The following is a 15646-nucleotide window of genomic DNA, read 5'->3' as shown; positions in this document are numbered from 1 at the left end:
GACAGATTTTGAAATGGTAACGATTTACTACGACATGCAACCTGATTACACCGTCTCGGTTTACCTAGATGGTCATTGGGATTTCTTTGCTTCGTACCAAAATCTGATTAGTTACTGTGAGGATAGTTACGACGATTTCGAGCTTGTTTCGGTGACTAACACAACACTCGATGAGCGTTTGGCCATCATGGGGTTAGCTGATGAATAGTGCACAACAGATTCAAGCTAACTTAACAGGTGAGGGTAACTCTGAATCTGTTAAGCTCGACTGGTTAGCTTTCACCATTAAGCTTAAAGACCTGCGTCACTGCGAAAAAGCTGGTTTTATGGGCTTTACCAGTAAGACTCAGCCTTACTTCCCTAAGGCTCCAAAAATTCATCGTCAGCTTATCCGTGACGGTCAAAGTTTTGAAGATTACAAAGCTTACACTGATGCTGTGATGCGTCAGTATTTGGAAGAATGCCTTAAGGTTTTCATTACTAAGGTTCTTGGTCTTTCCCTCTCTGCTCCCACCGGTAAATCATTTCAGTTTTACGACGATTCCTTTAACTTGGTTTCCCCTTGCGGCGAAAGTCACTGCGGCAAAATTGGTATCGGTGGGCAAAATGATACTGTACATATTTCTATCAACGGCGTTGGCTGTAAGCATGTTCTTGCTAGGCGTTCTCTATTCTCTTTATATCACTGGCTTAACAATGTCCTTCACTGCACTTCTCTGTCTCGCTGTGACTTGGCCTTTGACGATTTTCACGGGCTATTTACTTGTAAATATGCCCTGATTGCTGCCTATGAGGGTGCTTTCAAGCCTTCCGTTCGTGGACGTAATCCGAAAGTCAAAGAGGATTTCGAATACAACATTCTTGCTGATGGTTCTAAAGAATTTTGTAAGGAACAAGTTTCTGTTGGCTCTCGTCAATCTCAAATCTACTGGCGTATTTACAACAAAGCGCTCGAACAGAATCTTTCTGATACTTCGTTGAGCTGGTATCGCTCTGAAGTTGAATTGAAAAAATGGACTGTCGATGTCCTCAAAGATATTGAAGGGGCTTTTGCGGCCATCAATGATTTTGCCGCTTCAATCGTTAGCTCTGAACCTTTCGATACAAAACCCAAACCCGAAAAACGTGCGGCGTTAGATGTTCTGTCTTCTACTTACTGGCTCCGTCGTCAGTGGGGACGGGTAGTTAATGATGTTCTCGACGTTTGTAATGGGGATGCTGAAAAAGCATTAGGGATGCTTTGCCGTGGTAGTCCGAAAATCGGATTCCCTGACACTTACAACCACTTGGTTGATGAAATCTTAAGTTCTTATTGAGGAAACATAAAATGAAAAAGGCTTATTTGTTCTTGGTATTACCTTCATGGATGGGAAGCGCGGAAAAACGGCAGTGCTTAATATATCTCGTCCACTTCGCCCAATCGATACTGAGAATTTTAAACGTGAAGTTTATGGTGAATCTGGTGAGGTGAATATGCAATTCGATAATCCTCTTGTTATTGATTACGACTACGCGGCTAAGTTGCGTGATACGGGGGCACTAGTTCCTAGGCGCGAGTATGAGGTAGATACTCAACTTGACTATGAGGACCCACTTGCAGGTGCAAAGGTTGTCGAGCTTATTCCAGTTGACGACGAAATCAAAAAGCATTTTGAAACATCTTTAAAATCGAAAGGTTAAGGAGATATCAAGATGCCAAAGTGTGTATTAATTGATGACGAAGGATACTTATTAGTACCTTCACAAGTCGAGTTAGAAGATTGTCAAAGTTATATATTAGTTACTTATGACGAATACAATTTTTTGATGGATTATACACGCTTAACGGGTTCTGAGGCAGCTGAATATTTTAGCTTAGGTTTTGCATTAGTCTTTGGTATTGGCTACCTCTCAACGTATGGGGTGAAAGTTGCCCTTAAACTTATAAGATTAATATAAGGACATTGTCTATGTTTAAGAAAATTAAAAGTGTTTATTTTTATGTTTTAGCGTGTTGTATGGTTAGTTTGCCTACTTTTGCTTCAACAGAAGGTGACCCAACAGATGCCATATTCGATGCTATTGATTTGAGTGGGCTTTCCGCAAAGATCATCGCTCTAGGTATTATTATTATCGGTATCGCGATGGCGTTTAAAGCAATTACTATTGGTAAGAAAGCCGTTAATAAAGCCTAATGTTAATAGTATTGCATGACGTTCAGTTGATGATATTTGTGTTGTTAGGTGGCTTAGCTGGTTACGTAGCAACGCAAAATTTCAGGTAATGGAGGAGGAGGGTATTACCCTCCTTTTTTTTGTAGGCCTATTATGAAAAAATACACGGATATAATTAAATTAATATTGCTCGTAATTATGCTTTCATCCACTCGTGCATATGGCGAAGATGACGATAAAACGCAAGTTCAAGGTTATTATTGGACAAGTGGCGGATTCAATGCTTCCACATCTTTTGCCGTAGCGATGCTACGTTGTGGCGACCAATCTAGTTGTTTTTCAGTACAAATAAAAAGTCAGACAGAAACCAGATACGTATATGAGCGGTGCACAGAAGCGGGTATTTGTTATACGACGGGAACGTACGTGGTGTCGAGAGAAGGATGTAACGGAAAGGAGGATGATTATTGTGAATATACAGGTCCTAATCCTTCACAATGTGGCGCGGTGACAGGGACGGATTTAGATGTAGGTTGGTTCTCAACTGTTTACGGTAAAGATTTGGTATCTAACTATTGGTGTGCGTCTAGTGGCGGTGGTTGTATTGCGGCTTATAACGCGGGTACGCATTTTTGCGGTACAGTTTCTGTTGGTCAATACGATTGTATTGCAAAATACACAGTGATTGGCCCAGAGTGCAATTTATCAGAGAGTAGTGACGATAGTTTTTGCAAGGATGCAACTTGCACTGATTTCGTGAGCAAAGAAGAAGGTGGTGGTGGTAATGAAGTACCAGATATAGATGTTCCGCCCCCAGTTATAGATCCTACAGATCCCCCAGGTCGTCCTGGTACTCAATTACCCGACGATGTTATGGCTGGTTTGTTAGCTGATTTTTATTTTGACAATACGAATCAACTGTATGCGCTAAATGAGAATTTTGTGAGGTTTAAGGGTAATAACGACTATCAGTTACGGTTATTAAATGCAAATGTTCGACAAAACACAGAATACGTTAATAAGTTAGTAAACAAGGATAGTGACGATAGCAATATGGTTAACGCAATAGATTCGAATCGTGTTTCTACTGAATCCGCAATACATAATAGTGCAGACCGCATTGTAAGTGCTATAGGCTCTATTGAATCTGGGGATAGCAATGTGGAAGCAATTGGGGAGCTTGGCGATAGAATAGAGAGTTTGGTAAGCGTAGATACGAGTAACGTTGGTATTGAAGGTAGTTGTATCACTAATGGAAACTGTGAAGGTTTCTACGATAGTAAGTATCCTGAAGGTTTAACGGGCTTGTTGAATGAGCATATGTCTAATTTGCAAGTAAATGTTGTAGATAAATTCGTTAGTTCATTTGGTACGTTAGACGTGAGCAATGCGGCTAGACCTAGTTTTGAGTTCCCAATACTTGATTTTGGGGTGTTCAATATTGAAGATTATATAGACTTATCATTTATATTTTCATTTATAAGGGTTTGTATGCTTTTCTATGCTGCGATGACTGCAAGAAAGTTGATATTTGGAGGTTGATTATGGGATGGGTTGTTGATTTATTTAATTATCTATTGGAATTTCTTTATAAGTTGATCTTGTCTTTGGTTGATATGATTAAGGACGTTTTTCTATGGGCGATTGAGCAAGTTTTTAACGCTTTGGATTCAATTTTAGGTTTAGTGTTAGCGATGTTTGAGCCTATAGATATAAGTCAATATTTAACGGGATTTCCTCCTTCTGTATCATGGATGTTATCTGCAATCGGGATTCCACAATGTTTGGTTATAGTGATGTCTGCAATAGGGATAAGATTGTTGATGCAATTAATACCGTTTACGAGGTTGGGGTCATGATATACGCGATAGTGGGAAGGCCCGGCGGGGGGAAAAGTTACGAGGCAGTTGCTTATCATGTTATTCCAGCGCTAAAGGATGGTAGAAAAGTCATAACAAATTTAACGTTGAACATAGACCATTTTGTAAAGTTCTTCGGGGAGGATATAAAGTCACTGATAAAAATTGTAGATGGAAAATTAGAGGAGTTTGGTAGCAGAACGCGGCCTTTCAGTGCAATCGAAGATTATCAAGATGACTGGAGAAATGAAAAGGGGCAAGGGCCTTTATATTTAATTGATGAGGCCCACTTGCCTTTGGGTAGGCAAACAAATGCAGAGATACTTGAATGGTATTCAATGCACCGTCATTACGGCTTAGATATTGTGGTCATTACCCAAAACCTTAGAAAGTTGAACCGTGATATTAAGGATATGATTGAGGTTACTTATCAGTGTACTAAAGCAACTGCGTTGGGTAGCTCAAATCGCTATGTTCGTAAGGTTCGTGATGGTTCCTCTGGCGACGTCGTGAATGAATCTATCAGAAAGTATGAGAAGGTTTATTTTCCGTTTTATAAAAGCCATTCACAATCTAACAATGCGGTTATGGAGGCTCAAGGAAAGGACATAGTACCGTTTTGGAAACGTTGGCCGGTGATTGGCAGTGCTGTTTTGGTACCTGTTGGGCTAGTAGCACTTGCGATCACGTTTAAAGATCCAATTATCCCTGAGACGTCTAATAGAACTGAAACCAAAGTAGTCGTAGAGGAGGTTACAAAGAGAACTGTTGGCAGAAGGAGCGGTGGTAAATTGGGTCCGTTGGGAGATGTACAGTTTTACGTAACAGGTTACGCAAAGCAGCTCGCAATGACAAATCGAGGATCTGGGTCTGGAGAATTGGTTAGTGATTTGACGTTTTTCAAAGTATATGTCGATATCTACAAAGGTAGTGAGCTTTTATTTAGTAGCGATAACATACAACTATCAAGCGTTGGTTATAAAATAGAGATGCTATCTGAATGTGTCTTTAAGTTAATATGGGATAGTAACGAAACGATTATTACATGTAAGCAGATGGCAGATACCAACAAAGGTATTGTCGATATGATGGGGATTTGATGTGTAATGTAAAAAGTACAATGGTTAATAATTTGTATCGTGATCTTTATTATGTTCGCGCAAAGTACATGCAGAGGCCAACGTATGATTTGTATTTGCGGCTTTGCGACTTAGAAAAGGCGATTGCTAGACTAGAATCGCGTAGCGATATAAGGGAGCGTGTGCGCGACCGAGGCACCAAGCCCCGCACATAATCTAATTTGGTCACTGTTGCTAATGGGCGCGGTTAGCATTCGATGATTTTGATTGAATCGAAAACCTTCATCCTGCTAGGCCGCTCTTGCTTTTAAGTTTTGTGAGTGTCGAACAAAACGCCTTTGAGTCCAGTATTCGAAGGCGTTTTTAGTTGATTAGGACATTTCTACTTTGCTCCCACATTAAGTGCGTATTATCAGTAAGAGTTATGTTGAGGTTTGCCGTAGGCCTGAGAGAACTAAAGGGTGGGCGAGTGCCTTACTCATTGTCGGCTGCATAGCCGTACATGTTAGGAGGGAGAATCGCTTTAGAAACGAAGCCCGTAACATAATTCTGACAATACGCACTTGAGGTGTTTTCTTAAGCTTTAGCGACTAGTAGCATCAGTATCACTATTGCAGATAGTATGATTTTGTTTCTTTGACCTTCCCAATTGATCCATCCGATAACTAAAAGCAATAGGATGATTGTTGTTTTTGTAAGTACTGTAGACATGTGTTTATCTCCTTATAAACGCATTCATATTAAATGCGCGTTTTCTTCCGTTTTGGGAGGGGCCCGTTTCGTCGGGAGGGCCCCGAAACGGAGAAAACCCCCGTCTAGTAATACGGGGGTTTATTCCACCATACTATGGGCTTTCCCCATGTATCCGCAAACGTAGTGCGCCAGTGTTTGAGCGTTAGCGAGTCTCTTTAAACTGTTCGTGTATTGCTAAGTTTTGGTTTCTCATGAACAAACTTTCCATAATGATCAGTAAGGATTCTTTTTCTTTTTCCCCTAGGTTTTTGATCATATGTAGCTTTGATTTTAACGCTTCGTCTAAATCTGCCTCCTCTTCGCAAACTAGTTCGAAAACTGGTACTCCATAGAACATGGCGATTTTTTTTAATGGTCTCTAGTTTTGGCGACTGTGTCCCTTTTTCATATGCAAGATAGGTGTTTTTACCTACTCCAATTCCATTTGCTACGTCCTCTTGGCTTAAGTCCTTTTTGAGCCTCAGTTCCCTAATTTTTGATGTGAACATCGTAAAACCCTTACTTAGGTATGATTTCCTGCACATTATAATCCCTGTTTTTTTGAACATTACTTTTCAATCACAAAAAATTGGTATATCGTATCACTATAAATTGAACTTGACAGATTTTGAAATGGTAACGATTTACTACGACATGCAACCTGATTACACCGTCTCGGTTTACCTAGATGGTCATTGGGATTTCTTTGCTTCGTACCAAAATCTGATTAGTTACTGTGAGGATAGTTACGACGATTTCGAGCTTGTTTCGGTGACTAACACAACACTCGATGAGCGTTTGGCCATCATGGGGTTAGCTGATGAATAGTGCACAACAGATTCAAGCTAACTTAACAGGTGAGGGTAACTCTGAATCTGTTAAGCTCGACTGGTTAGCTTTCACCATTAAGCTTAAAGACCTGCGTCACTGCGAAAAAGCTGGTTTTATGGGCTTTACCAGTAAGACTCAGCCTTACTTCCCTAAGGCTCCAAAAATTCATCGTCAGCTTATCCGTGACGGTCAAAGTTTTGAAGATTACAAAGCTTACACTGATGCTGTGATGCGTCAGTATTTGGAAGAATGCCTTAAGGTTTTCATTACTAAGGTTCTTGGTCTTTCCCTCTCTGCTCCCACCGGTAAATCATTTCAGTTTTACGACGATTCCTTTAACTTGGTTTCCCCTTGCGGCGAAAGTCACTGCGGCAAAATTGGTATCGGTGGGCAAAATGATACTGTACATATTTCTATCAACGGCGTTGGCTGTAAGCATGTTCTTGCTAGGCGTTCTCTATTCTCTTTATATCACTGGCTTAACAATGTCCTTCACTGCACTTCTCTGTCTCGCTGTGACTTGGCCTTTGACGATTTTCACGGGCTATTTACTTGTAAATATGCCCTGATTGCTGCCTATGAGGGTGCTTTCAAGCCTTCCGTTCGTGGACGTAATCCGAAAGTCAAAGAGGATTTCGAATACAACATTCTTGCTGATGGTTCTAAAGAATTTTGTAAGGAACAAGTTTCTGTTGGCTCTCGTCAATCTCAAATCTACTGGCGTATTTACAACAAAGCGCTCGAACAGAATCTTTCTGATACTTCGTTGAGCTGGTATCGCTCTGAAGTTGAATTGAAAAAATGGACTGTCGATGTCCTCAAAGATATTGAAGGGGCTTTTGCGGCCATCAATGATTTTGCCGCTTCAATCGTTAGCTCTGAACCTTTCGATACAAAACCCAAACCCGAAAAACGTGCGGCGTTAGATGTTCTGTCTTCTACTTACTGGCTCCGTCGTCAGTGGGGACGGGTAGTTAATGATGTTCTCGACGTTTGTAATGGGGATGCTGAAAAAGCATTAGGGATGCTTTGCCGTGGTAGTCCGAAAATCGGATTCCCTGACACTTACAACCACTTGGTTGATGAAATCTTAAGTTCTTATTGAGGAAACATAAAATGAAAAAAGGCTTATTTGTTCTTGGTATTACCTTCATGGATGGGAAGCGCGGAAAAACGGCAGTGCTTAATATATCTCGTCCACTTCGCCCAATCGATACTGAGAATTTTAAACGTGAAGTTTATGGTGAATCTGGTGAGGTGAATATGCAATTCGATAATCCTCTTGTTATTGATTACGACTACGCGGCTAAGTTGCGTGATACGGGGGCACTAGTTCCTAGGCGCGAGTATGAGGTAGATACTCAACTTGACTATGAGGACCCACTTGCAGGTGCAAAGGTTGTCGAGCTTATTCCAGTTGACGACGAAATCAAAAAGCATTTTGAAACATCTTTAAAATCGAAAGGTTAAGGAGATATCAAGATGCCAAAGTGTGTATTAATTGATGACGAAGGATACTTATTAGTACCTTCACAAGTCGAGTTAGAAGATTGTCAAAGTTATATATTAGTTACTTATGACGAATACAATTTTTTTGATGGATTATACACGCTTAACGGGTTCTGAGGCAGCTGAATATTTTAGCTTAGGTTTTGCATTAGTCTTTGGTATTGGCTACCTCTCAACGTATGGGGTGAAAGTTGCCCTTAAACTTATAAGATTAATATAAGGACATTGTCTATGTTTAAGAAAATTAAAAGTGTTTATTTTTATGTTTTAGCGTGTTGTATGGTTAGTTTGCCTACTTTTGCTTCAACAGAAGGTGACCCAACAGATGCCATATTCGATGCTATTGATTTGAGTGGGCTTTCCGCAAAGATCATCGCTCTAGGTATTATTATTATCGGTATCGCGATGGCGTTTAAAGCAATTACTATTGGTAAGAAAGCCGTTAATAAAGCCTAATGTTAATAGTATTGCATGACGTTCAGTTGATGATATTTGTGTTGTTAGGTGGCTTAGCTGGTTACGTAGCAACGCAAAATTTCAGGTAATGGAGGAGGAGGGTATTACCCTCCTTTTTTTGTAGGCCTATTATGAAAAAATACACGGATATAATTAAATTAATATTGCTCGTAATTATGCTTTCATCCACTCGTGCATATGGCGAAGATGACGATAAAACGCAAGTTCAAGGTTATTATTGGACAAGTGGCGGATTCAATGCTTCCACATCTTTTGCCGTAGCGATGCTACGTTGTGGCGACCAATCTAGTTGTTTTTCAGTACAAATAAAAAGTCAGACAGAAACCAGATACGTATATGAGCGGTGCACAGAAGCGGGTATTTGTTATACGACGGGAACGTACGTGGTGTCGAGAGAAGGATGTAACGGAAAGGAGGATGATTATTGTGAATATACAGGTCCTAATCCTTCACAATGTGGCGCGGTGACAGGGACGGATTTAGATGTAGGTTGGTTCTCAACTGTTTACGGTAAAGATTTGGTATCTAACTATTGGTGTGCGTCTAGTGGCGGTGGTTGTATTGCGGCTTATAACGCGGGTACGCATTTTTGCGGTACAGTTTCTGTTGGTCAATACGATTGTATTGCAAAATACACAGTGATTGGCCCAGAGTGCAATTTATCAGAGAGTAGTGACGATAGTTTTTGCAAGGATGCAACTTGCACTGATTTCGTGAGCAAAGAAGAAGGTGGTGGTGGTAATGAAGTACCAGATATAGATGTTCCGCCCCCAGTTATAGATCCTACAGATCCCCCAGGTCGTCCTGGTACTCAATTACCCGACGATGTTATGGCTGGTTTGTTAGCTGATTTTTATTTTGACAATACGAATCAACTGTATGCGCTAAATGAGAATTTTGTGAGGTTTAAGGGTAATAACGACTATCAGTTACGGTTATTAAATGCAAATGTTCGACAAAACACAGAATACGTTAATAAGTTAGTAAACAAGGATAGTGACGATAGCAATATGGTTAACGCAATAGATTCGAATCGTGTTTCTACTGAATCCGCAATACATAATAGTGCAGACCGCATTGTAAGTGCTATAGGCTCTATTGAATCTGGGGATAGCAATGTGGAAGCAATTGGGGAGCTTGGCGATAGAATAGAGAGTTTGGTAAGCGTAGATACGAGTAACGTTGGTATTGAAGGTAGTTGTATCACTAATGGAAACTGTGAAGGTTTCTACGATAGTAAGTATCCTGAAGGTTTAACGGGCTTGTTGAATGAGCATATGTCTAATTTGCAAGTAAATGTTGTAGATAAATTCGTTAGTTCATTTGGTACGTTAGACGTGAGCAATGCGGCTAGACCTAGTTTTGAGTTCCCAATACTTGATTTTGGGGTGTTCAATATTGAAGATTATATAGACTTATCATTTATATTTTCATTTATAAGGGTTTGTATGCTTTTCTATGCTGCGATGACTGCAAGAAAGTTGATATTTGGAGGTTGATTATGGGATGGGTTGTTGATTTATTTAATTATCTATTGGAATTTCTTTATAAGTTGATCTTGTCTTTGGTTGATATGATTAAGGACGTTTTTCTATGGGCGATTGAGCAAGTTTTTAACGCTTTGGATTCAATTTTAGGTTTAGTGTTAGCGATGTTTGAGCCTATAGATATAAGTCAATATTTAACGGGATTTCCTCCTTCTGTATCATGGATGTTATCTGCAATCGGGATTCCACAATGTTTGGTTATAGTGATGTCTGCAATAGGGATAAGATTGTTGATGCAATTAATACCGTTTACGAGGTTGGGGTCATGATATACGCGATAGTGGGAAGGCCCGGCGGGGGAAAAGTTACGAGGCAGTTGCTTATCATGTTATTCCAGCGCTAAAGGATGGTAGAAAAGTCATAACAAATTTAACGTTGAACATAGACCATTTTGTAAAGTTCTTCGGGGAGGATATAAAGTCACTGATAAAAATTGTAGATGGAAAATTAGAGGAGTTTGGTAGCAGAACGCGGCCTTTCAGTGCAATCGAAGATTATCAAGATGACTGGAGAAATGAAAAGGGGCAAGGGCCTTTATATTTAATTGATGAGGCCCACTTGCCTTTGGGTAGGCAAACAAATGCAGAGATACTTGAATGGTATTCAATGCACCGTCATTACGGCTTAGATATTGTGGTCATTACCCAAAACCTTAGAAAGTTGAACCGTGATATTAAGGATATGATTGAGGTTACTTATCAGTGTACTAAAGCAACTGCGTTGGGTAGCTCAAATCGCTATGTTCGTAAGGTTCGTGATGGTTCCTCTGGCGACGTCGTGAATGAATCTATCAGAAAGTATGAGAAGGTTTATTTTCCGTTTTATAAAAGCCATTCACAATCTAACAATGCGGTTATGGAGGCTCAAGGAAAGGACATAGTACCGTTTTGGAAACGTTGGCCGGTGATTGGCAGTGCTGTTTTGGTACCTGTTGGGCTAGTAGCACTTGCGATCACGTTTAAAGATCCAATTATCCCTGAGACGTCTAATAGAACTGAAACCAAAGTAGTCGTAGAGGAGGTTACAAAGAGAACTGTTGGCAGAAGGAGCGGTGGTAAATTGGGTCCGTTGGGAGATGTACAGTTTTACGTAACAGGTTACGCAAAGCAGCTCGCAATGACAAATCGAGGATCTGGGTCTGGAGAATTGGTTAGTGATTTGACGTTTTTCAAAGTATATGTCGATATCTACAAAGGTAGTGAGCTTTTATTTAGTAGCGATAACATACAACTATCAAGCGTTGGTTATAAAATAGAGATGCTATCTGAATGTGTCTTTAAGTTAATATGGGATAGTAACGAAACGATTATTACATGTAAGCAGATGGCAGATACCAACAAAGGTATTGTCGATATGATGGGGATTTGATGTGTAATGTAAAAAGTACAATGGTTAATAATTTGTATCGTGATCTTTATTATGTTCGCGCAAAGTACATGCAGAGGCCAACGTATGATTTGTATTTGCGGCTTTGCGACTTAGAAAAGGCGATTGCTAGACTAGAATCGCGTAGCGATATAAGGGAGCGTGTGCGCGACCGAGGCACCAAGCCCCGCACATAATCTAATTTGGTCACTGTTGCTAATGGGCGCGGTTAGCATTCGATGATTTTGATTGAATCGAAAACCTTCATCCTGCTAGGCCGCTCTTGCTTTTAAGTTTTGTGAGTGTCGAACAAAACGCCTTTGAGTCCAGTATTCGAAGGCGTTTTTAGTTGATTAGGACATTTCTACTTTGCTCCCACATTAAGTGCGTATTATCTATCTTATGTTAAATAAGCTGTGTTTGTGTGAGATTGAAATATATTTTGTTCTAGCCACTATTCCCTCGTTTCATCATCGTATTTAACGATAATCATGATTTACCATAAAATACCTAATAATCACATTACTTAATCAGAGATTAGTAACTGTGACCATTAGAAAAAGCCCATGATCATTTCAATAATTCACATGGGCTTTATAACTCTAGTTCTTATCAACTACTCACTAGAAGTTGTTATCGTCAAAGTCGTGTTGACTGCCTCCTGATGATTGATCATCATGACCGAAGCTTCCGGAGTCATCTGTAAAGTCAACACCAGTATCAGTGTTGTCTCCAGATGTCCAATCGCCGTTGCCGCCTGCATCTTGTAGACCTGACGTATCTGCCGGACTTTGGCTACTTGCTTGCATCGCATACTGGTCATCAACTTCAATTGTTGTTGTTGCCGAAGCGCCATCTATTGGAGTATCAAGTTCATCCACACCTTGGAACGAGATCTCTGCTTCACCTTCAAACGAATCACCCAGCGACATCGTGACCGGTTGTGACAAGTCACCAGATACCGTGTAAGTACCATCGCCATTATCTAGCGCTCCACTCACAGATGCACCATCTGGAATACCCGATAGTTCAACCTGTTCAACACCTTCAACTGACGCTACCTCATCAGGAATTGATAGACTGACATCATCGCCTGGCGCAGCTGTCACGTCAGCGGCTTCGTCATCTTGTGTGGCTGAATCGTCGCTTGCTGAAGCTTCTACAGATTCTTGTATAGTTTCTGTTTCAGCCGTCGCTTGCTCAGTAGCTGCTTCTGTCGATTCAGGTGCAGTCTCAACGTTCATTGTTGTAGTTAGAGTTTGCTCTTCGCCACCAGATTGAACGGTTGCTTCCAGCGGAATATCACCGCTAAACTCAGAGTCTGGCCAGAATGTCCATTGATCTTCTCCAGCAGGAACTAGTGCGCCTTCGTCGCCTGTATAGCTTAGGTCAGATAAGCTTACATCGTCCGCGACATCAAGACTTGAAAGCACTTGTTCGCCACTGATGCTAACCGAACCATCATCCGCTTGACTTAGCGCTTCAACCGTTGAAGGTTCTTGCTCGTCAACATTGATATTGAAGTGGCTTTCGACACTGTTCTCACCATCACTCGCGACAAAGCCGATTTGAGCACTTCCAGTGTATCCTTCAGCCGGGGTGAACTGATAACCACCCTGCCCGTCAGATTCAATTAGCCCTTCACCTTCAAGCAATGTAACGGATTCAATGCTCATTTCTCCAGTGTCGGAGCTTAAGGTGCTTAGCATATCGCTATCTGTGAAGTTAAGTGGTTCACTTTCTTCAACATTAGCAGAAGCGATTGATTCAATCTGCGGTCCATCGTTGATTTGTTCTTCATTTTCGTGAACACCAATAGTGCTTTGTTCATCATGAAGAATGCCATCACGTTCAACGACATACGCAAAGTCTACTTCGCCTGTAAAGCCATCGGCCGGGCTGAAGGTCCAGGTACCGTCACCATTGTCAACCATCGAACCTTGGTTAGGATCAACCAAGTGAACCATCTGGATAGCGTCATCATCATTAGCGTCGATGTTTTGTGCCATGCCAATTAAGTCTTCTTCTGTGAGGATAATTGGTTCGCCTAGCGTTGTATCAAAGTCGCCTGCAATTTCACTACCTTCTGGTTCTGGCAACGGTTCATCACCATAGTCAACCGTGGTTGCACTGACAGTCACGAAGAAGTTTCCAGAGAAGTCTTCAGGTGGTGTTAACTGTAGATCATCTATATTCCAATTGGTGATACTGATCATTTGTCCAGGTTCTGTAATAATGACAGTATTTTCACCGTCGCTTACTTCAAACCCGACAGGGAAACCAGTCATAACCAAGTTGCTGAGCATTTCCGAATCATCAATGAGGTCAACGTTAAGCCCTAAGTGACCGGTTGAATCTTCAGAGAACACCAATGGTCCGTCATGATCGGTTGTAATAACGGCTCCATCCGCTACTGGACGAACAAATACAGGGACATCGAGTGAGGTTTCAAACTCTCCATCTGAAGCGATAACCTGAAGCCCTGACGTTCCGGCGAAATCACCCGTTGGTGTGAATGTCCAGGTACCATCACCGTTGTCATTCAGATCACCGGCATCCTCACCATCTGGCATGATGATGCGTGAAATAACTAGGTTCTCGGTGTCTATATCGCCAAACAGGTCGAGCATATCGGATGAATCGAAGGTAAATGCCCCATCCTCATTGGTCGTTAAGAAGGCGTTTCCATCTGCAAATGGAGCATCATTTACAGGAATGACATCAACATTTAACGAGCCTTCTGCCGTCGCTTCTCCATCTGTGATTTCGTAAGCCAGTTCAACTAATCCGTTGAAATCTTGTGAAGTAACGAGGTGATACATACCATCCGGTTGCTGTTGCAACTGCGCATTTTGTGGTGACTTAACACTGATACTTTCAAGTGTGAGTTCGTCGCCATCTAAGTCACTTGCTTGTGCCAAGATGAATTCAGGATCGATGACCATAACTTGGTCTTCCTCTCCCTGCATTTCGATTGCAGGAGCCTGAGGTTCATCGTTAACAGCAGCAATGTCGATATTGCCTTGAACCGGTGTCAGCTCAGTACCGTCATCAACGTTAAAGTTGAATGGAACGTCGCCGTTGAAGTTTTCCGTTGGTGTGAATGTCCAAGTGCCATCAGTATTATCAACCAGTGAACCAAACGATTCATCGATAGATAGATCTTTCGCGGTTAGGTCGTCTCCATCAATGTCTTGAGCATGCTTCAACAAATCTTCTTGAGAAATGATGATGGCGTTGTCTTCTACACCTTCAAGACTCACAGGATCCGATGTTGCAGCGTCATTTACCGGATTGACCGTAAGATCAGCGTTTGCAACGATCGTTTCTGCTCCGTCAGAGATATCAAAGTTAAGGTCGATATCTCCGTTGAAATTGGCATCTGGCGTAATAGTAAAGCTACCATCGCCATTGTCCGTTACTGTTGCGTTGTCTCCCGCACTGAGGTTCGATGCAGTTAGCGCATCTCCATCGACGTCCCCTGCTTGAGCGAGCAATTGATCTTGAGTCAGCGTAATAGAACCATCTTCATCGACCGAGTATGCTAAATCGCCTGATACCGGAGCATCGTTTACAGCGATAACATCAATACCCGCGGTGGTCTCTGCCGTTGCCCCATCTTCGTCAGCAACAGTGACATCAAGCGAGACATTGCCGTTGAAGTTTTCGTTTGGCGCGAAGCTGTAGGTGCCGTCGCCGTTGTCTGTGAAGATTCCGTCAGTGCCTGAGTAAGACACATCACTTACGCTCACCTCGCCTTCAACGTCTGAGCTGTTCGCTAGAAGCTGATCATCTGAGATAGTGATAATGCCGTCTTCATTGACTGAGTATGTGGTTGAGCCCGCCACCGGAATATCGTTGACCGACTCTACAGTCACATCAATGTTGGCCTCTGTGGTGGTTGTTCCGTCACTTACGGAGAAGCTCAAGTCCACGTCACCGTTGAAGTTTTCATTTGGAGCGAAGGTATATGTGCCGTCACCGTTGTCGGTAAACACACCCTCTGTTCCTGAGTAGCTAACATCCGCTACAGATAGGTCATCGCCATCAATATCTGACGCGCCAGCAAGAAGCTGTTCGTCAGTAAACGTCAA

17 protein-coding genes (1 of these 17 running past the window's edge) are annotated in these 15646 nt (G+C 41.7%); 15 read left to right on the top strand and 2 right to left on the bottom strand.

The genetic code is table 11. The annotated features are described in order from the left end of the window. The first annotated feature begins 13 nt into the window (after positions 1-13). The 8 genes from AC6I8U_RS08280 to AC6I8U_RS08245 all read left to right on the top strand — a co-directional run bounded on the left by AC6I8U_RS08280 (position 14) and on the right by AC6I8U_RS08245 (position 5112). Complete coding sequence (locus tag AC6I8U_RS08280; protein ID WP_498016530.1) at positions 14-208, top strand: hypothetical protein; 195 nt, start codon at positions 14-16, stop codon at positions 206-208. Continuing rightward, positions 201-1316, top strand: coding sequence for a replication initiation factor domain-containing protein (locus AC6I8U_RS08275; protein ID WP_498016529.1), 1116 nt, complete (start codon positions 201-203; stop codon positions 1314-1316). The genes AC6I8U_RS08280 and AC6I8U_RS08275 overlap by 8 nt, the downstream gene beginning before the upstream one ends. Before the next feature lie 46 nt (positions 1317-1362). Next, complete coding sequence (locus AC6I8U_RS08270; protein WP_498016534.1) at positions 1363-1680, top strand: DUF1293 family protein; 318 nt, start codon at positions 1363-1365, stop codon at positions 1678-1680. A 12-nt stretch (positions 1681-1692) separates the two neighbouring features. Then, positions 1693-1938: a single-stranded DNA-binding protein gene (locus AC6I8U_RS08265; RefSeq protein WP_498016533.1), complete on the top strand. Its 246-nt coding sequence runs from the start codon at positions 1693-1695 to the stop codon at positions 1936-1938. Between the two features lie 11 nt (positions 1939-1949). After that, positions 1950-2174, top strand: a complete 225-nt coding sequence (locus tag AC6I8U_RS08260; RefSeq protein WP_498016527.1) for a phage coat protein — start codon at positions 1950-1952, stop codon at positions 2172-2174. A 132-nt stretch (positions 2175-2306) separates the two neighbouring features. Beyond that, the gene (locus tag AC6I8U_RS08255) at positions 2307-3695 is read left to right on the top strand and encodes a hypothetical protein (protein WP_498016526.1); all 1389 of its coding nucleotides are present in this window, start codon (positions 2307-2309) and stop codon (positions 3693-3695) included. Between the two features lie 2 nt (positions 3696-3697). Further along, complete coding sequence (locus AC6I8U_RS08250; RefSeq protein ID WP_498016525.1) at positions 3698-4012, top strand: DUF2523 family protein; 315 nt, start codon at positions 3698-3700, stop codon at positions 4010-4012. Beyond that, a complete protein-coding gene (locus tag AC6I8U_RS08245; protein ID WP_498016532.1) occupies positions 3934-5112 on the top strand; it encodes a zonular occludens toxin domain-containing protein in 1179 nt (392 codons plus the stop codon). The genes AC6I8U_RS08250 and AC6I8U_RS08245 overlap by 79 nt, the downstream gene beginning before the upstream one ends. Before the next feature lie 887 nt (positions 5113-5999). On the opposite strand, the gene AC6I8U_RS08240 is transcribed toward AC6I8U_RS08245, so the two are convergent. Then, on the bottom strand, positions 6000-6332 hold the full coding sequence (locus tag AC6I8U_RS08240; protein ID WP_498016531.1) for a helix-turn-helix transcriptional regulator: 333 nt from the start codon (positions 6330-6332) through the stop codon (positions 6000-6002). Between the two features lie 124 nt (positions 6333-6456). Here AC6I8U_RS08240 and AC6I8U_RS08235 point away from each other — a divergent pair, with 124 nt between their 5' ends. The 7 genes from AC6I8U_RS08235 (at position 6457) to AC6I8U_RS08205 (ending at position 11555) form a co-directional block, all read left to right on the top strand. Then, positions 6457-6651 (top strand): hypothetical protein, encoded by a 195-nt coding sequence (locus AC6I8U_RS08235; RefSeq protein WP_498016530.1) that lies wholly within the window; start codon positions 6457-6459, stop codon positions 6649-6651. Then, a complete protein-coding gene (locus AC6I8U_RS08230; protein ID WP_498016529.1) occupies positions 6644-7759 on the top strand; it encodes a replication initiation factor domain-containing protein in 1116 nt (371 codons plus the stop codon). The genes AC6I8U_RS08235 and AC6I8U_RS08230 overlap by 8 nt, the downstream gene beginning before the upstream one ends. A gap of 11 nt (positions 7760-7770) precedes the next feature. Continuing rightward, positions 7771-8124: a DUF1293 family protein gene (locus AC6I8U_RS08225; RefSeq protein ID WP_498016528.1), complete on the top strand. Its 354-nt coding sequence runs from the start codon at positions 7771-7773 to the stop codon at positions 8122-8124. 270 nt (positions 8125-8394) lie between these two features. Beyond that, positions 8395-8619, top strand: a complete 225-nt coding sequence (locus tag AC6I8U_RS08220; RefSeq protein ID WP_498016527.1) for a phage coat protein — start codon at positions 8395-8397, stop codon at positions 8617-8619. Positions 8620-8750: 131 nt separating this feature from the next. Then, positions 8751-10139, top strand: coding sequence for a hypothetical protein (locus tag AC6I8U_RS08215; protein ID WP_498016526.1), 1389 nt, complete (start codon positions 8751-8753; stop codon positions 10137-10139). A 2-nt stretch (positions 10140-10141) separates the two neighbouring features. Beyond that, a complete protein-coding gene (locus tag AC6I8U_RS08210) occupies positions 10142-10456 on the top strand; it encodes a DUF2523 family protein (protein WP_498016525.1) in 315 nt (104 codons plus the stop codon). Between the two features lies 1 nt (position 10457). Beyond that, positions 10458-11555, top strand: coding sequence for a zonular occludens toxin domain-containing protein (locus AC6I8U_RS08205; protein ID WP_498018334.1), 1098 nt, complete (start codon positions 10458-10460; stop codon positions 11553-11555). 620 nt (positions 11556-12175) lie between these two features. Here the strand turns inward: AC6I8U_RS08205 and AC6I8U_RS08200 are convergent. Beyond that, on the bottom strand, positions 12176-15646 hold the final stretch of the coding sequence (locus AC6I8U_RS08200) for a tandem-95 repeat protein (protein WP_498018289.1). The gene runs 26466 nt beyond the window's last position; only the last 3471 of its 29937 coding nucleotides appear in the window; its start codon lies off the right edge, out of view; the stop codon is at positions 12176-12178.

It is taken from the genome of Vibrio sp. KUL80, assembly GCF_059725495.1.
This window is presented reverse-complemented; position numbering and strand designations above follow the sequence as displayed.